This window comes from Allobosea sp. 2KB_26, from assembly GCF_052115715.1.
Taxonomy (GTDB): Bacteria; Pseudomonadota; Alphaproteobacteria; order Rhizobiales; family Beijerinckiaceae; genus Allobosea.
In genome coordinates, this window is sequence record NZ_JBFRHE010000002.1 from 523,181 (window position 1) to 542,072 (window position 18,892).

At 66.3% G+C, this 18,892-nt stretch carries 15 protein-coding genes; 12 read left to right on the top strand and 3 right to left on the bottom strand.

Going from position 1 to position 18,892, the window contains the following annotated elements; all coding sequences use genetic code 11:
• Positions 1-4: 4 nt before the first annotated feature.
• The 10 genes from AB4099_RS10585 (at position 5) to eutC (ending at position 11,821) form a co-directional block, all read left to right on the top strand.
• The gene (locus AB4099_RS10585; protein ID WP_441478021.1) at positions 5-673 is read left to right on the top strand and encodes an RraA family protein; all 669 of its coding nucleotides are present in this window, start codon (positions 5-7) and stop codon (positions 671-673) included.
• A gap of 148 nt (positions 674-821) precedes the next feature.
• A complete protein-coding gene (locus tag AB4099_RS10590; protein WP_441478065.1) occupies positions 822-1,802 on the top strand; it encodes an ABC transporter substrate-binding protein in 981 nt (326 codons plus the stop codon).
• Positions 1,803-1,822: 20 nt separating this feature from the next.
• Complete coding sequence (locus tag AB4099_RS10595) at positions 1,823-2,905, top strand: ABC transporter ATP-binding protein (RefSeq protein ID WP_441478022.1); 1,083 nt, start codon at positions 1,823-1,825, stop codon at positions 2,903-2,905.
• Positions 2,902-3,792, top strand: coding sequence for an ABC transporter permease (locus AB4099_RS10600; RefSeq protein ID WP_441478023.1), 891 nt, complete (start codon positions 2,902-2,904; stop codon positions 3,790-3,792). Before AB4099_RS10595 ends, AB4099_RS10600 begins: the two co-directional genes overlap by 4 nt.
• A gap of 13 nt (positions 3,793-3,805) precedes the next feature.
• The gene (locus AB4099_RS10605) at positions 3,806-4,600 is read left to right on the top strand and encodes an ABC transporter permease (protein ID WP_113519025.1); all 795 of its coding nucleotides are present in this window, start codon (positions 3,806-3,808) and stop codon (positions 4,598-4,600) included.
• Positions 4,601-4,767: 167 nt separating this feature from the next.
• Positions 4,768-6,816, top strand: a complete 2,049-nt coding sequence (locus tag AB4099_RS10610) for a hydantoinase/oxoprolinase family protein (RefSeq protein WP_441478024.1) — start codon at positions 4,768-4,770, stop codon at positions 6,814-6,816.
• An 11-nt stretch (positions 6,817-6,827) separates the two neighbouring features.
• Positions 6,828-8,528, top strand: coding sequence for a hydantoinase B/oxoprolinase family protein (locus AB4099_RS10615; protein ID WP_441478025.1), 1,701 nt, complete (start codon positions 6,828-6,830; stop codon positions 8,526-8,528).
• Positions 8,525-9,556 carry an Ldh family oxidoreductase gene (locus AB4099_RS10620; protein ID WP_441478026.1) on the top strand — a complete coding sequence of 344 codons (1,032 nt, stop codon included), beginning with the start codon at positions 8,525-8,527 and terminating at the stop codon, positions 9,554-9,556. Before AB4099_RS10615 ends, AB4099_RS10620 begins: the two co-directional genes overlap by 4 nt.
• Positions 9,557-9,638: 82 nt before the next feature.
• Positions 9,639-11,027 carry an ethanolamine ammonia-lyase subunit EutB gene (locus AB4099_RS10625; protein WP_441478027.1) on the top strand — a complete coding sequence of 463 codons (1,389 nt, stop codon included), beginning with the start codon at positions 9,639-9,641 and terminating at the stop codon, positions 11,025-11,027.
• Entirely contained in the window at positions 11,024-11,821 is a 798-nt protein-coding gene (gene eutC / locus AB4099_RS10630) for an ethanolamine ammonia-lyase subunit EutC (protein ID WP_113519020.1), read from the top strand. The genes AB4099_RS10625 and eutC overlap by 4 nt, the downstream gene beginning before the upstream one ends.
• 80 nt (positions 11,822-11,901) lie before the next feature.
• Here the strand turns inward: eutC and AB4099_RS10635 are convergent, their stop codons facing one another.
• Both AB4099_RS10635 and AB4099_RS10640 read right to left on the bottom strand, forming a co-directional pair.
• Positions 11,902-13,530 carry a GMC family oxidoreductase gene (locus AB4099_RS10635; RefSeq protein ID WP_441478028.1) on the bottom strand — a complete coding sequence of 543 codons (1,629 nt, stop codon included), beginning with the start codon at positions 13,528-13,530 and terminating at the stop codon, positions 11,902-11,904.
• 116 nt (positions 13,531-13,646) lie between these two features.
• Entirely contained in the window at positions 13,647-14,714 is a 1,068-nt protein-coding gene (locus tag AB4099_RS10640) for a GntR family transcriptional regulator (RefSeq protein WP_441478029.1), read from the bottom strand.
• On the opposite strand from AB4099_RS10640, the gene AB4099_RS10645 reads away from it, so the two are divergent.
• Positions 14,697-15,773: a C45 family autoproteolytic acyltransferase/hydolase gene (locus AB4099_RS10645; RefSeq protein WP_441478030.1), complete on the top strand. Its 1,077-nt coding sequence runs from the start codon at positions 14,697-14,699 to the stop codon at positions 15,771-15,773. The genes AB4099_RS10640 and AB4099_RS10645 overlap by 18 nt on opposite strands.
• 25 nt (positions 15,774-15,798) lie before the next feature.
• Positions 15,799-17,352 (top strand): ABC transporter substrate-binding protein, encoded by a 1,554-nt coding sequence (locus AB4099_RS10650; protein WP_441478031.1) that lies wholly within the window; start codon positions 15,799-15,801, stop codon positions 17,350-17,352.
• A gap of 113 nt (positions 17,353-17,465) precedes the next feature.
• Here AB4099_RS10650 and aptA read toward each other — a convergent pair whose 3' ends face one another.
• Complete coding sequence (gene aptA / locus AB4099_RS10655; RefSeq protein ID WP_441478032.1) at positions 17,466-18,803, bottom strand: omega-aminotransferase AptA; 1,338 nt, start codon at positions 18,801-18,803, stop codon at positions 17,466-17,468.
• Positions 18,804-18,892 lie beyond the last annotated feature (89 nt).

Sequence of the window (18,892 nt, forward strand, 5' to 3'; positions counted from 1 at the left end):
CAGCATGTTCATCGTCAATCCCATGCCGGCGCAGATTCCGGCCAGCCTCGTTGCCTTGCTTGAGAAATGCGAAGTCGCGACCATCGGCCATGTCCTGCATTCAGGCTTCGTCGACCGCGAGATCCGCGCTGTGCTGCCGACCAAGCGCATCGCCGGAACGGCGGTCACCATTCGCATCCCGCACGCGGATTCGACCGCCTTGCACTACCTGACCAAGCTCGTCCGTCCGGGTGACGTGGTCGTGATCGACCGCTGCGGCGACACCAAGCATGCCTGCTGGGGCGGCGTCGTCACCCACGCCATGAAGAATGCCGGAGTGGCAGCCGGCGTCATCGACGGGCCGGCGACCGATTTCTCCGAGATCGTCAAGACCGACATGCCGATGTGGTGCCGCGGCCCATCGCCGATCACGACCAAGATCCTCGGCACCGAGGGCGCGATCAACGTTCCGGTCAGCGTCGGCGGCCAGACGATCGAGCCGGGCGATGCCGTGCTCTGCGACGAGAGCGGCATTGTCGTCCTCAAGGCCGCGACGGCCGAAGCCTATGCCCGTCGCGCCATCGAAATGCAGGAGCAGGAACTCGTCCTGCTCGAACGCCTGCGCAAAGGCGAGAAGCTGCCCGATATCTCCGGCGCCACCGCCATGGTCGAGGGCAAGCTCGCCAAGGTCTGAATGTCCCAGGACCTGAATGTCTGACGTGTCGAAGCGGGCGGCAGAAAGCCGCTCGCACAACCATAAACAGAGGGGAAGTCGCATGAAGACATATGCCAAGATCGCGATCGGAGCCGGGCTCGCAACCGCACTCCTGTCAAGCACCGCCATGGCCCAGCAGACCGTGACAGTGATGGCCTATTCCGGTCTCTTCCAGGAGCGCTACACCAAGGCGGTGGTCGAGCCCTTCATGAAGGCCAATCCCGGCATCAAGGTCGAATATTTCCCGATGCCGAACTCGGCCCAGATGCTGGGCAACCTGCGCGCCCAGAAGACCGCGCCGCAGGCCGATGTCGTCATCATGGACGTCTCGGTCTCGAAGGCCGCGACCGACGAGAAGCTGCTCACCAAGATCGACGAGAAGAACACCCCGAACGTCGCCGATCTCTACCCCAGCGCGCGCATTGCCGATGTCGACGGCGTCGCCGTGACCTTCGACAACCTCGTGCTGCTCTACAACACCGATACGGTGAAGGAGACGCCGAAATCCTGGATGGATCTCGCCGACAAGAAGTTCACCGGCAAGGTCGCGATCCCCGGCATGCCTGACATCCAGGGCCTCTCGCTCGTGCTGATCACCGACAAGGCGCGCGGCGGCACCGACTATCTCAAGAATGTCGACAAGGGCATTGCCGCGCTCGGCGAGATCGCGCCCAACGTGCAGACCTGGGAGCCCAAGCCCGAGGTCTATGTCACGATCATCTCCGGCCAGGCGACGGTCGGCGCCGGTTGGAACGCCCGTGCGCAGGTGAATATCGATACCTCGAACGGCAAGCTCGGTGCGACCCTGCCGAAGGAAGGCAGCGTCTTCCAGATCAACACCATCAACCAGGTCGCCGGTGGCCCCGGCAAGGATGCCGGCGCGAAGTTCATCAACTACGCGCTCAGCCCCGAGGCGCAGAAGGCTTTCACGGAAGCGATGTTCTACGCACCGACCAATGCCAAGGCGCAGATCTCGGACGCCGCGATCGCGCGCACGGCGGTGAAGTCGATGGACAAGGTCATCCCGGTGGACTGGATCGCACTCGCCAAGGTCCGTGAGCCGATCATGGACCAGTGGCGCCGCAAGGTGATCCCGCTGAGCCGCTGAGCCAAAGGAGGATGTCGACCATGACCAGCCGAACCGATGCACCAGAGGGCTTCCTTTCGATCCGAAGCCTGACCAAGCGCTATGGCGACTTCGTCGCGGTCGACAATCTCGATCTCGAGGTGCCGAAGGGCGAGCTCGTCGCCTTCCTCGGCCCCTCGGGCTGCGGCAAGACGACTTCGCTGAGAATGATCGCGGGCCTCGTGCCCGCGACCTCCGGGCGGATCGTCGTTGGCGGCAGCGACCTGACCGAGGTCGCGACGCATCGCCGCGACATGGGGCTGGTCTTCCAGAGCTACGCGCTGTTCCCCCATATGAGCGTGGCGCGCAACGTCGCCTTCGGCCTCGAGATGCGCAAGGTCGACAAGGGCGAGATCGCCAAGCGGGTGAAGGAGGCGATCGCACTCGTCCATCTCACCGGCAAGGAGGAGCACCGGCCGGCCCAGCTCTCCGGCGGCCAGCAGCAGCGCGTGGCGCTGGCGCGTGCTCTGGTCATCCGCCCCTCGATTCTGCTCCTCGACGAGCCGCTCTCCAATCTCGATGCCAAGCTGCGCGACGAGATGCGCAACGAGATCCGTGACATCCAGAAGCGCCTCGGCATCACCGCGATCTTCGTGACGCATGATCAGGTCGAGGCGCTGACCATGTGCGACAAGGTCGTGGTGATGAACCAGGGCCGGCTGGAACAACTCGGAACCCCGGTCGAACTCTATGAGACGCCGAAGACGGCCTTCGTCGCGAGCTTCGTCGGCCGCAGCAATCGCCTGACGGCGGTCGCCCGCAATGGCGCGGCCGAATTCGCGGGCCAGCGCATAGCCGCTCCCGCTGGCCTCGAGGGGCCGGTGCAGGTGATGATCCGGCCGCACCGTCTCGGCCTCTCGCCGGCCTCTCCAGCAGCAGCGGACCCCGCCCGTCAGCAGGTTACGGGCACCGTCGCCCGCGCGATCTTCGCGGGCGACATCCTGCAATATGACGTCGATGTCGGCGGCCAGATCGTCTCGGTCGAGCTCGCGACCCGCGGCGGCGAGAGCGTGATTGAGCCGGGCCGCCCGGTGACCCTGTCCTGGCGGCCGCAGGACATCTTCGTCTACGGAGCGGCAGCATGAGCGCCGTCGCGCCAGCCGCAGCGATGCCAGCCCCGCTGCCCGCTGCCGAGCGGAGCAGCGGCCTGCCGCTGGTCGTCTTGCTGCTCCTGCCGATCGTGCTCGTGAACGCCTTCGGCTTTCTTGCGCCCGTCTTCAACCTCCTGCGCATGTCGTTCTACGAGTCGCAGGCGACGGGTGCGATGGTCGAGGTCTATACGTTCGCAACCTGGGCTTCGGTGCTGCGCGACAGCTTCTACGCCGAGCTCATTCTCAACAGCATCCTGGTCAGCCTCGGCATCACCCTGATGACTCTGGTCTGTTCCTATCCGATCGCGCTTTATCTTCATCGCTCCAGCGGGACATGGCGCACGATCCTGCTGGTGCTGGTGATCTCGCCGCTGCTGACCTCGGCGGTGGTGCGGACTTATGGCTGGGTCGCGATCCTGTCGGAGAACGGGCTCGTCAACAATGCGCTCGGTGCCATCGGCATCGCGCCGCTCAAGCTGATGTTCAACAAGACCGGCGTGGTGATCGGGCTGACCGAGATCCTGATGCCCTACATGATCCTCGCGCTGCTGGCCGGATTCGGCCGGCTCGATCCACGGGTCGAGGAGGCTGCGTCAACGCTCGGCGCACCGCCCTGGAAGGTGTTTCGCCATATCGTTGTGCCGCTGACCATGCCGGGCATCGCGCTTGGCTCGCTTCTCTGCTTCGTGCTGGCCGTCTCGTCCTTCATCACGCCGAAGCTGCTCGGTGGCGGTCGCGTCTTCCTGCTCGCGACAGAGATCTACGACCAGGCCATCGTGACGCTGAACTGGCCGCTCGCCGCGACGCTTTCGATCCTGGTGCTCGTCATCTTCGGCGGTGCGCTCGTGCTCTACACCCGCGCCCTGCGCGCCATCATGTGAGGGGGAGGACATCATGGACGAACGCCCGATTTCTCCCGCCCTGAAGATCCTCGCCTGCGCGATGTTCATCTTTCTGCTGGCGCCGCTGATCGTCGTCGTGCCGATCTCGTTTTCCGGCGACAGCTACATGATGTTCCCGCCATCGAGCTGGAGCACCAAATGGTACCCGGCGATCTTCGCGGACGGGAAGATGGTCTCCGCTTTCTGGACGAGCCTGCTGCTCGCCTTTGTGGTGACCGTGCTCAGCCTGCTGATCGGCCTGCCGGCGGCCTATGCGCTCGTCAGGCTGAAGCCGCGCGGGGCGGAGTTCCTGTCGAGCTTGTTCACGGCGCCGCTGCTGCTGCCGACGATCGTGCTCGGCCTTGCGATCTTGATCGTGTTTTCCGGATACGGCCTGCTCGCAACATTCCAGGGCCTGGTTGCAGCACATCTGGTCGTGACCTTGCCCTACGCCATCCGGGTGCTCTCGACCGCTCTTGCCACCCTGCCGATCCCCGTTGAGGAAGCGGCCGCCACGCTCGGCGCCTCACCGCTGACGGTGTTTCGCCGCGTCACTCTGCCGATGATGCGCTCCGGTATTGTCGGCACCACGGCGCTCTGCTTCCTCGTCTCCTTCGACGAGGTCGTGCTCTCACTCTTCATGACCGGCCCCCGCATCTCGACGCTGCCGGTTGCGATGTACCACCGCGTCGAACAGCAGGCCGATCCGCTGGTCGCCGCCTTGTCCGTGCTGCTCGTCGTGCTCACGCTCGTCGTCGTCCTCGTCGTGGACCGGACCTCCGGCCTCGCCAAGACCTTCGTCAAATGACCACCGCCGGACAAAGGAGGCCGCATGGTCTCACGCCGTCGTGAAGCAGGCCGCTAGCCCGGCCGAACACTGAAGGCGGTCGGGCAGGGCCCGCCGCCGCGCCGAAACGCCCACTCTTCGACCCTGGCCTGCTCGCGGCGCGAGCGGGAACCCTGGAGCTTTGCCTGATGGAACAGGATATCCGCATCGCCGTCGACATCGGCGGAACCTTCACCGATATCGAGATCCTCGATGCCGGTACCGGCGCGATCCACCAGATCAAGACGCCGAGCACGCCGAAGGATCCGTCCGTCGGCCTCCTCACCGGCATCCGCCAAGCGTCGGAGCGCTTCGGCTTCCCGCTGGAGGCAGTGCAGTACCTGCTGCACGGAACCACGATCGCGACCAACGCGGTGCTGGAACGTAAGCTGCCGCGCGGGGCAGTGGTTACCACGGCCGGCTTCGAAGACGTGATGCAGATCGGCCGGCACGGCCGCAAGGACGTCTACGCGATCACCCTGGAGCAGCCGGAGCCGCTGGTTGCCCGCCGCTTCTGTTTCGGTGTCGAGGAGCGCGTCGGTGCGGACGGGCGGATCATCGCGCCGCTCCAGGAGGAGGGGGTTCGCCGGATCGCGTCCGAACTCGCCGAGACCGGCGTCAGGTCGGTCGCGGTCTGCCTGCTGCACGCCTATGCCAACCCGACCAATGAGCGACGCGTCGGCGAGATCCTGAGCGAGATGCTGCCGGGTGTCGCGATCTCGCTCGCCAGCGACATCTCGCCCGAGATCCGTGAATATGAGCGCATGTCCACGACGGCGCTGAACGCGCTGCTGGTACCCATCGTCCAGAGCTATACCGACCGTCTCGCCGGGCGCCTGGCGGAGGAGGTGCCCCAGACCCAGGTCTATCTCGTCCAGTCCAATGGTGGCGTGTCCGGCCTCGCCAAGGCCGGGCGTGAGCCCGCCCGCCTGCTGCTCTCCGGCCCCAGCGGCGGAGCCGCGGCGGCCAGGCGCCTGTCGGTAGAACTCGGCGAGCCCAATCTCGTCGCGGTCGACATGGGCGGCACCTCCTTCGACGTCTCCGTGGTCCATGACGGCGTGGTCTCAATGGTCAATGAGGGCGAGGTCGACGGCCTGCCCGTGCGGCTGCCGATGATCGAGATGCGCACCATCGGCGCCGGCGGCGGCTCGATCGCCTGGGTCGACGACGGCAATCGCCTGCGCATCGGACCGCACAGCGCCGGAGCCGATCCCGGACCCGCCTGCTACGGCAAGGGCGGCACAGCGCTCACCGTGACCGACGCGAATCTCCTGCTCGGCCGTCTCGACGGGAAGAGCTTCATGGGCGGGGCGATGCCGCTCGACCGCGAAGCTGCGCGTCGCGCTGCCGAGATCGTCGCAGCGCCGCTCGGGCTCTCCGTCGACAGGACCGCGGCCGGCGTCATCGACGTCGCGAATTCCGCGCTGGCCATGGCGATCCGGCTCTCGCTCTTCGAGAAAGGGCTCGATCCCGAGGATTTCGCCATGCTGTCCTTCGGCGGTGCCGGCGGCGTCCATGCCTGCGAAGTGGCGGAGGAACTCGGCATCCGCCGTGTCATCTTCCCCGCCCATGCCTCGACGCTCTCGGCCTGGGGCATCCTCTGGTCCGATATCGCCCATGACCTGAGTGCCACTCAGATCGGCCTGTTCGAGGATCTCGCGGCTGGTTTGGGCGCGACCGCGTCCCGTCTGGTCGCGGAGGCGGAAACCCTGCTCGCCGAGGACGGCGTCGCGCCCGAGGCGCGTCGCTTCGAGTGGGCCGTCGACCTTCGTTATGCCGGGCAGGCCTTCGACCTGCGCGTGCCGCTGGAAGAGGCTGATTTCTCGGCCGCGGGCGTCGCCAGGGCGAGCGCTGCCTTCCACGCCCTGCACAAGCAGCGCTTCTCCTATGACGAGCCGGAAGTGCCGGTCGAGATCGTCGCCCTGCGGCTGAAAGCCGTTGGCGCACTGGCCAAGCCGGTCCCCGCGCGCCGGGCCGCCGGTTCCGCGAAACCGGCAGCACATGCGCGCCCGGTCCATGGCCGGGGAGCGGCCGTCGACACCCCGGTCTGGGAGCGCGATGCAATCGGGACCACCGATCCCGTCAGCGGTCCGGCCGTCGTCGAAGAGCCCTACACCTCGATCTACCTGCCGGCCGGCTGGAACATCGTCACCCATTCCGCCGGCGCCCTGATCGCCGACCGCATCACCGCGCAGTGAGGCCCGACACCATGAGCGACATTTTGAAGGGCATCGACCCCGTCCGCCTCGAAGTCATCCGCAATGCGTTGGTCGCGGCGGCCGAGGAAATGAGCATCACGATCTGGCGCACCAGCCGCTCGACCGTGGTCCGCGAGATCCTCGATTTCTCGACCGCCGTCTTCGATGCGCAAGGCCGCAACATCGCCCAGTCTGCGCGTATCCCGGTGCACCTGAACTCGATGTCGGACTGCCTGCGAACCATCCTCGACCGCTTCATTCCGCTCGACCAGTGGAACGACGGCGATGTCATCGTCACCAATGATCCCTATTCCGGCGGCCAGCATCTGCCTGATATCCAGACCTTCCGGCCGGTCTTCGTCGATGGCGAACGGGTCGGCATCGTCGGCACGCTCTGCCACCATGTCGATGTCGGCGGCGGCGCGGCTGGCAGCTACTATGCCAATGCGACGGAGGTCTTCCAGGAAGGCATCCGCATCCCGCCGCTGCGCCTCGTCGACAGGGGCGTGCTCAACACCGGCGTCTTCGAGATGCTGCTGCACAATGTACGCCAGCCCGACGAGACGCGCGGCGACCTCAATGCGCAGATCGCAGCACTCGGCATCGGCGAGCGGGCCGTGGCACGCATGGCGCGCAAATACGGCTCCGCCCCGCTCGCGGCCGCGATGTCGGCCATCCTCGACGGCTCCGAGCGCATGGTGCGCGCCGCGCTGAGGGCGCTTCCCGACAGCGAATCCTCCTTCGTCGAACTGGTCGATGATGATGGCCAGTCGGAAGAGCCGATCCGGCTTGCGGTGAAGATCATCAAGCGCGGCGAGACCATTACGCTCGATTTCGAGGGCTCGAGCCCGCAGGTGAAGGGGCCGGTCAACAACACCCCCGCCATGACCTGCTCGGCCGTCTACTACGCGCTGCTGGCGGCACTCGGCGGCGAGATCCCGGCCAATTCCGGCTGCTATCGCGCCGTCACCGTCAAGCTGCCGGAAGGCAGCGTGGTCAATGCGGTTTTCCCGGCGCCGGTTGCCGGCCGCATGGTCGTCAACCATCGCATCGCGACTGCCGTCTTCGGGGCGCTGGCGCAGATCATGCCGGAGCGAATCCCTGCCGCCTATTACGCGATCTCCTACGTCTACGCCCTGCAGACGACGAACCCGAAGGGCAAGCGCCAGGTCTATTTCGACATCGAGGTTGGCGGCTGGGGCGGACATGCCAGCGGCGACGGCGCGAGCGCGCTCTCCTGCGGCCTGCACAACAATACCAATGCCCCGATCGAGATGGTCGAGGCCAAGTACCCGGTGACCTTCACGCGATACGGGCTGGTCCCGGATTCCGGTGGCGCCGGTGAGTTCCGCGGTGGCCTGGGCCTCGTGCGCGAATGGCGGCTGGATGCAGCCGAGGGCTCGCTCTCGACCAATTTCGAGCGCTTCCGGCATGCGCCCTATGGCATCGGCGGCGGCGAGCCCGGTTCGCTCAGCCGCACCACCGTGACGCGCGCGGACGGCTCGAAGCTTTCGCTCCAATCCAAGGTCTCGGGCATCCCGCTGAAGGCCGGCGACACCGTCACCATCGAGACCTCCGGCGGCGGTGGCTTCGGCGATCCGGCGCAGCGCGATCCCAAGCGCCTCGCCAAGGACATCGCAGACGGGCTGGTGACGCCGCAGGCCGCGTCCCGGTTCTACGGCGCCGAGCAGGACAAGGAGGAGGCGGCATGAACACGCAGAGTTCCACCGACGGCGTTCACCTGACGCTTGCTCAGGTCGAGGCGCTAACGCGGCGCGTGCTGCTCGCCTGCGGGGTCGATCCGCGCAACGAAGCGCCGATCACGGCTTCCGTCGTCGCGGCGGAGGCCGAGGGCGTGCACAGCCACGGACTCGCGCGTCTGCCGACCTATTGCGAGCACGCCCGCATCGGCAAGATCGACGGCAAGGCGCGCCCGGTGCTCGATAGCCCGAAGCCGGGCCTGGTCCGCGTCGATGCCAAGGCGGGCTTTGCCCATCCGGCGATCGATTTTGGCCTGCCCGCCTTGTGCGAGGCGGCAAAGGCGCAGGGCATCGCCGCGCTCGCCGTCACCAACTCCTATAATTGCGGCGTGGTCGGCTATCATGTCGAGCGCATCGCCCAGAACGGGCTGCTGGCGCTGGCCTTCGTCAATGCGCCGGCTTCGATCGCGCCGGCGGGCGGTGCGAAACCGGTGTTCGGCACCAATCCGGTCGCCTTCGCGGTGCCGCGTGTAGGACGCGAGCCGCTGGTGCTCGACCAGTCCTCCAGCGTCGTCGCCAAGAGCGAGATCGTCGTCCACCAGCAGCGCGGCGAGGCGATCCCGCTCGGCTGGGCGCTGGACAGGGATGGCGATCCGACGACCGATCCCAAGGCGGCGCTTGCCGGCGGTTCGATGGTCCCGTCCGGCGGCTACAAGGGCGCGGGCCTCGCCTTGATCGTCGAGGTCTTCGCAGCCTGGCTGACCGGTGCCAGTCTCTCGATCGATGCATCCTCCTTCGCCGATAATCTCGGCGGCTCCCCACGCACCGGCCAGTTCTTCATCGCGATCGATCCCGGCGAACTGGCGGGCGAGGGCGCCTCGTCCCGCCTTGAGCGCTTGTTCGATGCGGTAGCCGGTCAGCCCGGGGCCCGCCTGCCGGGCGAGCGGCGCGCCGCAGCCCGCGCCCGCACGGCGACCGGTGGCATCACCATTCCGCGCAAGCTCTTCGACACGATCGAGGCCTACGCAAGACCGGCATAGACCCTGCATGGGCGCGGCGCGGCTTGCGCTCCGGAGCGGCCGCTCCCACACTCGTACGGGCATGATCCGGGGGGACAGGTTGATGACATACCGCGTCACGGTCGGAGGGCATGTTCATGTCTTTGCCGATCTGAAGCAATTGATGGCGAAGGCGACGCCACTGCGTTCCGGCGACATGCTGGCCGGCATCGCCGCCGCCAGCATGGAAGAGAACATGGCGGCGAAGATCGCGCTCGCCGACCTGCCCCTGCGCATCTTCCTCAATGAAGCGCTCGTGCCTTACGAGGAGGACGAGGTCACCCGGCTGATCATCGATACCCATGATACGGCAGCCTTCCTGCCGATCGCCTCCCTGACGGTTGGCGAGTTCCGCGACTGGCTCTGTTCGGAGAAGGCGACGCCCGAGGTTCTGGCCGCCGTCGCGCCGGGCGTGACGCCGGAAATGGCGGCCGCCGTCTCCAAGCTGATGCGCAACCAGGATCTGATCCTGGTTGCCCGCAAATGCCGGGTCGTCACGCGCTTTCGCGACACGATCGGCCTGCCCGGCACGATGGCGGTACGCCTGCAGCCGAACCACCCAACCGACGATGCCGCCGGCATCCTCGCCTCGACGATTGACGGGCTGCTCTATGGCTGCGGCGATGCCGTGATCGGCATCAACCCGGCATCCGATTCCCTGCCGGTGCTCGGTGATCTCGTCCGCCTGCTCGACGAGTTGATCCATCGCTTCGACATCCCCACGCAGAGCTGCGTGCTGACCCATGTCACCAGTGCGATCGCGCTGATCGGGCAGGGCGCGCCGGTCGATCTCGTCTTCCAATCCGTCGCCGGCACGCAGAAGGCCAACGAGTCCTTTGGCATTTCGCTGTCTGTGCTCCAGGAAGGCCTGGACGCCGGACGCTCGCTGAAGCGCGGCACTGTCGGCGACAACGTGATGTATTTCGAGACCGGACAGGGCTCCGCGCTCTCGGCCGACGCGCATCACGGCGTCGACCAGCAGACGCTGGAAGCACGCGCCTACGCCGTCTGCCGTCCCTTCGAGCCGCTGTTGGTGAACACCGTCGTCGGCTTCATCGGCCCGGAATATCTCTATGACGGCAAGCAGATCATCCGCGCCGGGCTTGAGGATCATTTCTGCGGCAAGTTGATGGGCGTGCCGCTGGGGTGCGACGTCTGCTACACCAACCATGCCGAGGCCGATCAGGACGACATGGACACGCTCTTGACCCTGCTCGGCACGGCCGGAGTCAATTTCGTCATGGGTGTGCCCGGCGCCGACGACGTCATGCTGAACTACCAGTCCACCTCCTTCCACGACCAGCTCTATGTCCGCGAGGTGCTCGGGCTTCGGCGAGCACCCGAATTCGAAGCCTGGCTGCGGCGCATGGACATCACCGACGAGGCAGGGCGGTTGAGCAGCGGGCGGGGCGGGCAGGCCTTGCTGGCCGCGATGCAGGGGCAGGCGGCGTGAGCGGCGACGACACGCTCCCGGCCGACGAGCGCTGGGCCGCGCTGACGCGGCTGACGCCGGCCCGCATCGCGCTCGGCCGCGCGGGTGCGTCCTTGCCGACGCGCGAGGTCCTGCGCTTCGGCCTCGCCCATGCGCAGGCGCGCGACGCGGTTCATATCCCGTTTCGCCCCGATGAGGTTGCGGCCGGGCTCGCAGCGCTCTCGCTGGTGTCGATTCAAGTTGAGAGCGCTGCGCCGTCGCGCGATCTCTATCTGCGCCGGCCCGATCTCGGGCGGCGTCTTTCTCCCGAGGCACAGGCTGCGCTGGCGACCCGACGGGATGCATTCGATCTCGCCTTCGTCGTCGCCGATGGGCTGTCCTCGACCGCTGTCCAGCAGAATGCGGTGCCGCTCATCGCCGCCATGCTGCCCTTCGTGATCCAACAGGGTCTGAAGCTCGCGCCAGTCGTGATCGCGAGCCAGGCGCGTGTGGCGCTCGGCGACGAGGCGGCAGAGGCGCTGGGGGCGCGGCTCGTCGCGGTGCTGATCGGCGAGCGGCCCGGCCTGTCCTCGCCGGATTCGCTTGGCGCCTATCTCACCTTCGCGCCACGGCGCGGCCTGAGCGACGCGACGCGCAACTGCGTCTCGAATATCCGCCCGGGCGGGCTCTCCTTCGAACACGCCGCGTTCAAACTGGCCTGGCTCGCGCGGGAAGCGCTCAGGCGCTCGCTGACGGGTGTCGAACTCAAGGACGAGAGCGAGCTTGCCCTTGTGGCGGGCGAGGGAGCGAGCCGGCCTTCGATCACGTCGGAATGAACCTGCCGGCGCGTGGCTCCGACACGGCCCCCGAATAGAACGCGGGCGGCCTGGCGGCTGGCTCCGGCTCGGCGAGAGCGTCAACGCCCTCGCGCATCGTCCCGGATCATCTGGGCCCCCTTTTCCGCGATCATCATCGTTGGCGCGGCCGTATTGCCTGAGGTGATGCGCGGCATCGCGGAAGCGTCGATGACGCGCAGGCCGTCGATGCCGCGCAGGCGCAAGCGTTCGTCGAGCACGGCACCGGCATCGTCGTCGCGTCCCATTCTGGCCGTTCCCGCCGGGTGGAAAATCGTGGTGCCCAGCCGACCCGCCGCCTCCAGAAGCTCTGCATCCGAGGTCACCGAGGGACCAGGCACATGTTCCTGGGGCTTGAAACGTGCAAGCGGTTGCTGCGCAACGATGCGGCGCGCGAGCTTCAGCGCATCGACCGCGACCTGCTTGTCCTCATCCGTAGCGAGATAGTTCGGCGAAATCGCTGGAGCCTCGCTCGCGTCGGCGCTCTTCAGATGCACGCTGCCACGGCTCGAGGGTCTCAGGTTGCAGACACTGGCGGTGAAGGCGCCGAACGGGTGCAGCCCATCACCCCATTTGTCGAGCGAGAGCGGCTGGAAATGGAATTCGAGATTGGCCGTGGCGTAGTCCGGCGAGGACTTGGCGAAGGCGCCGACCTGCGACGGCGCCATGGTCAGCGGCCCGGTGCGCAGCGCCGCATATTCCAGCGCCATCAACGGCCTGCGCCAGAGTTTGGCATAGTCGCTGTTGAGCGTGCGCACGCCCTCCACCTTGTAGACGGGCCTGATCTGCAGATGGTCCTGAAGATTCTCGCCGACGCCCGGCAGATGACGCTGCGTCTCGATGCCCAGAGCCTGGAGCCGCTCGCCGTCGCCGATGCCTGATCGCTCGAGAATGGCGGGCGAGCCGACCGCTCCGGCGCTCAGCACGACCTCGCCGCTCGCGTCCACTCGCAGCTTCTCGCCCTGATGGATGAATTCGACCGCGCGGGCGCGGCCCTCCTCGATGATGATGCGCTCGACCAGAACATGGGTTTCCAGCCGGATATTCTCGCGCCCCAGCGCCGGAACCAGGAAGGCGCGATAGGAACTCACCCTCCGGCCGCGCTTCTGGTTGACCTGGAAATAGGCCGACCCTTCATTATCGCCGGTGTTGAAGTCCTCGATCTTGGGGATGCCCGCGGCTTGCGCCGCATCGCGGACGGCATCGAGAATGGCCCAGCGCACGCGCGGGTTCTCGACGCGCCATTCGCCGCCGGAGCGATGCAATCCACCGGGTGGCGGCGCGATATGGTCTTCGTGCTTCAGGAAATAGGGCAGTACCTCGTCCCAACTCCAGCCCTGCAGGCCGAGTTGCCGCCAGCCGTCATAATCGGCCGCCTGGCCGCGCATGTAGATCATCGCGTTGATCGCCGAACAGCCGCCGACGACCTTGCCGCGCGGATAGGCGAGCGCCCGGCCGCCCAGCCCCGCCTGCGGCTCGGTCTGGAACAGCCAGTCGGCACGCGGATTGCCGATCGCGTAGAGATAGCCGACCGGGACGTGGAACCAGATCCAGTCGTCCATGCCGCCGGCTTCCAGCACGAGCACGCGCTTGGATGGATCGGCCGAGAGCCGGTTCGCGAGCAGGCAGCCCGCCGACCCCGCACCGATCACGACATAGTCGAAGGTGCCGATATTCCTGCGATCAGACATGGCATCCTGCTGGCAAAGGAGAGGCGTGGGCTTTGCCACCTTTCGGGAGCGGCGCCCGAACCATCGGGAAGACCGAAGGAAAAGCCAAGCCCCGGGGCAAGGGCGCGCATGCGTCTTTAGTTCTGATTGTGCCAGTCCTGTGCTGCCTGGCTCAGATGGGCCGAGAGCAGGGCGACGGCACGCGGGCGATCCCCCGCCGCCAGAGCGTCGAGGATGGCGAGATGATCCTCGCAGGACTGTTTGATCTGGTCAGGCGTCAATTGCGGGAAGTCGACGAACTGATGCATGCGCCGCAGGGCATTCTGGCGCTTGACCGCCTGCAGGAAGAAGCGGTTGCGTGACCATGAGGCGAGCGTCTCATGGAATTCCGCATTCACCTGGAACCACATGTCCGGCGCGATTTCGGAGGCGGGCTTGCGCATCAGCGCCTCATGCGCATTGCGCATCCGTTCGAGCGCGGCGCCATCGATGCGGTAGTCGGGTTGGCTGAGCGCCGCGGTCTCGACCGCCTCGCGGAAGGCATAGCTCTCGAGGATGGCCTGCGGGTTATCGAGGCTTTCCGAGAACTGCCAGCCATGGCCGCGCTGGCGCTGGACGATTCCTTCCGCGGAGAGGCGCAACAAGGCGCGCCGCAGATCGCCGCGCGACGCGCCGAAATGCACAAGCAACGCGTTCTCCGTCACCGATAGCGGGATCAGGCCCGAGGCGCGGTCGTTCAGGATCTTCCGGTAGAGCTCTGCGCCGCCGGCAGCGTCATTGCTGCATTCCGCGATGACCGCGGCATCGATCGGGCGGTTGAGCTTGAAGCCTGAGCCGAGTTCCCGCCGCAGAATGCCGCGTTCGCTGAGATCGATCAGGGCGCGGCGCACAGGCGTTCGCGAAACACCGAGGCGGGCGGCCAGTGGCTTTTCCCCGACCGGGGCATCGACCGCCCATCCTTCGTCCCGACCGAGTCGCAGGATGTCACCAATGATTTCGCGATGCAGTCCGCTCGACACGTGGGCGTCTCCGAAGCTTCCCTTTCTTGCCATTGACAATAAGGTTTGGCGATGGTCCAGTGTATATAACTGCAATAAAAAACACAGAGCCTGTGGATGATTGCACCATTTCCCTTCGTCTCGGTATCTGGGTCGCCTTACGAGCGAGGACGGCAACACGGTGCGGCGGTGACAGATCGCGTGCATCGCAGCGCACGGTTCTACGCAGGCCAGCTCGACAGGCTCGGATCGAAGCCAGGTGAACGTGAAGCGTTGATCGCCGAGTTCAGCCGGGGAATTGCTGCCTTCGACGAGGCCTATCTCGAGGAAATGCGCGGCATCGCCGACGGGGCCGGGCTCGACCTCTCCGCGATCATCATGATCAATGCACGGACGGAGATCGTCGCCAAGGCGCGCCTCCTTGCCTCCCGCCCCATCGATGAGGACGATGATGAGGAGGAGAAGATGGCCGATGGCTGCACCGGCGCCATCATCCTGCCGGAGCGAAGCTGGAGCGGGGGCATCATCCAGGGCCAGAACTGGGATTGGCAGCCGGAATGCGCGGAAACCGCGATCGTGTTGCGCGTGCACAGGCAGGATGGGCCCGATCTGCTCACTTTCGTCGAGGCGGGCGGCCTCGGTCGTCACGGCATGAACGAAGCCGGCATCTGCGTGACCGGCAATTATCTGCGCAGTGATCGCGACTACCGCCAGGAAGGCGTTCCGCTCGCCTTGGTGCGCCGCAAGGCACTGGAGCAGGAGCACCTGGCACTGGCGATGAAGGTCGTGGCGACCACACCGAAGGCCTGTTCGACCAATATGATGCTGAGCCAGGACCGGGGCTTTGCCATCGACCTCGAATGCGCCCCGGACGAGGCCTTTCCGGTCTACCCGGAAAATGGGCTCATCGTGCACGCGAACCACTGGATCAGTCCGGTCGCGCTTGCCAAGCTACGCGATACCGGCTTCGGCTCACCCGACAGTCACTACCGCGACTGGCGTGTCAGGCGATTGCTGACCGAGCCGCAGCGTTTCCTGACGCGGGAGGATCTGAAGGCCGCGCTCTTCGACGATTTCCTGTCGCCCTATGCCGTCTGTCGCCCGCCACGAGCCGGAGCGACAGGCGATTTGACGGCGAGCGTCGCGATGATCGTGATGGAGCCCGGGCTCGGCATCATGGAGGTGGCGCCGCTGCCCGCGCTCAACCGACACTTCACCCGCTACGGCCTGTCCGGCGATCCGGTCGCCGTCGCGGCTGCGGCCTGACACGGGGATTGGGAGGTCCTTGCTCATGAGATGTGCTTCACGTACGCGCATCGTAACGGCAGCGCTGCTCGCGGCACTGTCGAGTGCTCCGGTGGCAGCGCAAACCCTGACCATCGCCCTCAGGGCCGATATTCGCGGTACGAATCCGGGCGTCAACCGCGACGACGACAGCGACGCCGTGACCCTGCACATGGTCGAAGGGCTGGTCGCCTATCGTGAAGGCGGCACCGTCGGGCCCATGCTGGCGGAAAAGGTGGAAACCTCACCGGACGGGCTGAGCTACACCTTCGAACTGCGCAGGGGACTGACCTTCCATAACGGTGCACCGCTGACCTCCGCGGACGTCGTCTGGAGTTGGCAGCGCTATATGGATCCGAAGACGGAGTGGCGTTGCCTTGCCGATTTCGACGGCCGCAACGGGCTGAAGGTCGAAGCGGTCGATGCCGTGTCGCCAACCACCGTGCGAATGCGCATCAACGAGCCCAACGCGCTCTTCCTGTTCTCGCTGGCGCGCACCGATTGCGGCAGTGCCGCGGTGATCCATAAGGATTCGTTGAATCCTGACGGGTCGTGGAAGGCGCCGATCGGGACCGGCCCGTTCAAGTTCGGCGAGTGGCGGCGGGGCCAGCAGATCAGCCTGACGCGCTTCGATGGCTACCAGTCGCTGCCCGGCGGCCTCGACGGCTTTGCCGGCAGCAAGCGGCCGCTCGTTCCGGAGGTCAGGTTCCTGGTCGTCCCGGATGCCGCCTCGGTGAAGGCCGGTCTGATCGGAGGCCAGATCGACATTGCCGAAGTGCTGGGCTCGGATGTCGCCGAGCTGAAGAAGGCTCCCGGCATGACGGTCCAGACCGCTACCACGGCAGCGCGCCATGCACTGCTTTTCCAGACCAATGACCCGGTCTTCAGGACGCCGGCCATGCGCCAGGCGCTTGCGGCAGCCATCGATTTCAGCCAACTCGTCGCGATCGTCTCCGATCTCGGCGTGCAGCCGAACAACTCCACCATCCACGCCAAGTCGGCCTATCACAGCGACGTGCAGAACCTCTCGCACGGCTACGATCCGGCGCGGGCGAAGACGCTTCTGACCAAGGCCGGCTACAAGGGCGAGCGGCTGAAGATCACCACCAATAACCGCAAATCGGCGCCGAGCTTCAACATCGCAGTCGTGCTCCAGTCGATGTTCCAGGCCGTCGGCGTCAACTCGGACATCGATGTCGTGGAGTGGGCGACCCATATGGATCGCTTCCTCAAGGGCAATTACCAGTTGATGGTGCATTCCTACTCGGCGCGGCTCGATCCGGCGCTGAGCTTCGAGCATTTCACCGGCCCGAAGGCGGACCAGCCCCGCAAGGTCTGGGATGATCCCGCCGTGATCGCGTTGCTCGACAAGGCTTCGAAGATCGAAAGCCCGGCCGAGCGTCAGAAGATCTTTGACGAGCTGCACAAGCGGATGATCGACGACGTACCGCTGGTGATGTTGTTCAACTCGATCGAAGCCTGGGCTTCGACGGCGCGCGTCTCAGGCTTCGTGCCATGGGAGTCGCGCGCGCGGGCCTGGGAGGTTGCGATCAAGTCCTGAAGAGCCGCAGCATTGGATCGTCTGACCGGCTCTTGTATCCGGCCCGGCGATCCAGCTTTCTGTATTGGCGTCGGCTTTCCCGAAAACCGCAATCCACCCTTCGGGCCGATGGATCAGGCGATGCTGCGCAAGGCCGTCGCGATGGTCGCGAAGATCAGGTCAATCTCGCCTTCCGAGACGACGAGGGGCGGCGACAGCACGATCGTATCGCCCGACCCGCGCACCAGCACGCCGGCCTCATAGCAGGCCTTGGCGCAGGCCGCTCCGCGCGCGCCGGGCTGCCCTGGCCGCGGAGTCAGTTCCACGGCGCCGAGCAGGCCGATGCTGCGGATGTCGGCAACATGCGGGGAACCCTTGAGCGCCAGCGCACGCTCCTGCCAATGCGTGCTTGTGGCCTTCGCGCGAGCCACGATGCCCTGTTCAGCGAAGACATCGAGCGTGGCGAGCCCGGCGGCGCAGGCGAGCGGGTGAGCCGAATAGGTATAGCCATGGAACAGCTCGATCACCTCGGGCGGCCCGGCCATGAAGGCATCATAGACCGTGTTCGAGACGATGACCCCGCCCATTGGCACGGCTCCATTGGTCATGCCCTTGGCGCAGGTGATGAGATCGGGCGTCACGCCGAATGCCTGAGCCGCGAAGGGCGTGCCGAGGCGGCCGAACCCCGTGATGACCTCGTCGAAGATCAGGAGCACGCCATGCTTGTCGCAGATCGCGCGCAGGCGCTCGAGATAACCCTTCGGCGGCGGATAGACGCCGCCCGAGCCGGTCACCGGCTCGACGATGACGGCAGCGACGCTGGCTGGATCATTCATCTCGAGAACCCGCTCGAGCTCCTCGGCATAGGCCGCGCCGGCGTCCGGCTGGCCGCGCGAGAACGCCATGCCGGCATCATAGGGCAGGGCGAGATGGGCGACCTCTGGCAGCAGCGGGCCAAAGCCGCGCTTGTGCCGGCCGAGGCCCGCCACGGAAAGCCCGCCAAAGCCCATGCCGTGATAGCCCTTGGCCCGGCCGATCAGCTTGGTGCGGCGCGCATCGCCGCGCGCATGGTGATAGGCGCGTGCAATCTTGAGCGCGGTATCGACCGCCTCGGAGCCGGAATTGACGAAGAAGACATGATCGAGCCCGGTGGGCGCGAAATCGCACAGCCGTGCCGCATAGGTCTGCGCGGCCGGATGGCTCATCTTGAACGACGAGACGAAGTCGAGGCGCCCGGCCGCCTCGCGGATTGCCTCGACGATGCGCTGCTGGCCATGGCCGGCATTGACGCACCAGAGGCCAGCCATCGCGTCGAGGACCTGGTGCCCTTCGGGAGTGAAGTAGTGCATGCCCTCGGCGCGCTCGAACAGCATCGGCTCCTGCTTGAAGCCGCGCATCGGCGTGAACGGCATCCAGAACGCATCCGGCGCATTGCTGCGGTCGGTTTCGCTGCGATGGGCGGTGACTGACATGAAGCGATCCTCGGGCGGGGGCGTCCCGTCACGGGCGCGCCATTGGCGAGGAGCGATACTGTCTTTATTCCGAACGAAAGACAATATCG

Excerpts from the sequence above, each read along its gene's own strand:
- AB4099_RS10585 (WP_441478021.1), top strand. The coding sequence starts at position 5 with ATGTTCATCGTCAATCCCATGCCGGCGCAGATTCCGGCCAGCCTCGTT.
- AB4099_RS10590 (WP_441478065.1), top strand. The coding sequence starts at position 822 with ATGGCCCAGCAGACCGTGACAGTGATGGCCTATTCCGGTCTCTTCCAG.
- AB4099_RS10595 (WP_441478022.1), top strand. The coding sequence starts at position 1,823 with ATGACCAGCCGAACCGATGCACCAGAGGGCTTCCTTTCGATCCGAAGC.
- AB4099_RS10600 (WP_441478023.1), top strand. The coding sequence starts at position 2,902 with ATGAGCGCCGTCGCGCCAGCCGCAGCGATGCCAGCCCCGCTGCCCGCT.
- AB4099_RS10605 (WP_113519025.1), top strand. The coding sequence starts at position 3,806 with ATGGACGAACGCCCGATTTCTCCCGCCCTGAAGATCCTCGCCTGCGCG.
- AB4099_RS10610 (WP_441478024.1), top strand. The coding sequence starts at position 4,768 with ATGGAACAGGATATCCGCATCGCCGTCGACATCGGCGGAACCTTCACC.
- AB4099_RS10615 (WP_441478025.1), top strand. The coding sequence starts at position 6,828 with ATGAGCGACATTTTGAAGGGCATCGACCCCGTCCGCCTCGAAGTCATC.
- AB4099_RS10620 (WP_441478026.1), top strand. The coding sequence starts at position 8,525 with ATGAACACGCAGAGTTCCACCGACGGCGTTCACCTGACGCTTGCTCAG.
- AB4099_RS10625 (WP_441478027.1), top strand. The coding sequence starts at position 9,639 with ATGACATACCGCGTCACGGTCGGAGGGCATGTTCATGTCTTTGCCGAT.
- AB4099_RS10635 (WP_441478028.1), bottom strand. The coding sequence starts at position 13,530 with ATGTCTGATCGCAGGAATATCGGCACCTTCGACTATGTCGTGATCGGT.
- AB4099_RS10640 (WP_441478029.1), bottom strand. The coding sequence starts at position 14,714 with ATGCACGCGATCTGTCACCGCCGCACCGTGTTGCCGTCCTCGCTCGTA.
- AB4099_RS10650 (WP_441478031.1), top strand. The coding sequence starts at position 15,799 with ATGAGATGTGCTTCACGTACGCGCATCGTAACGGCAGCGCTGCTCGCG.
- aptA (WP_441478032.1), bottom strand. The coding sequence starts at position 18,803 with ATGTCAGTCACCGCCCATCGCAGCGAAACCGACCGCAGCAATGCGCCG.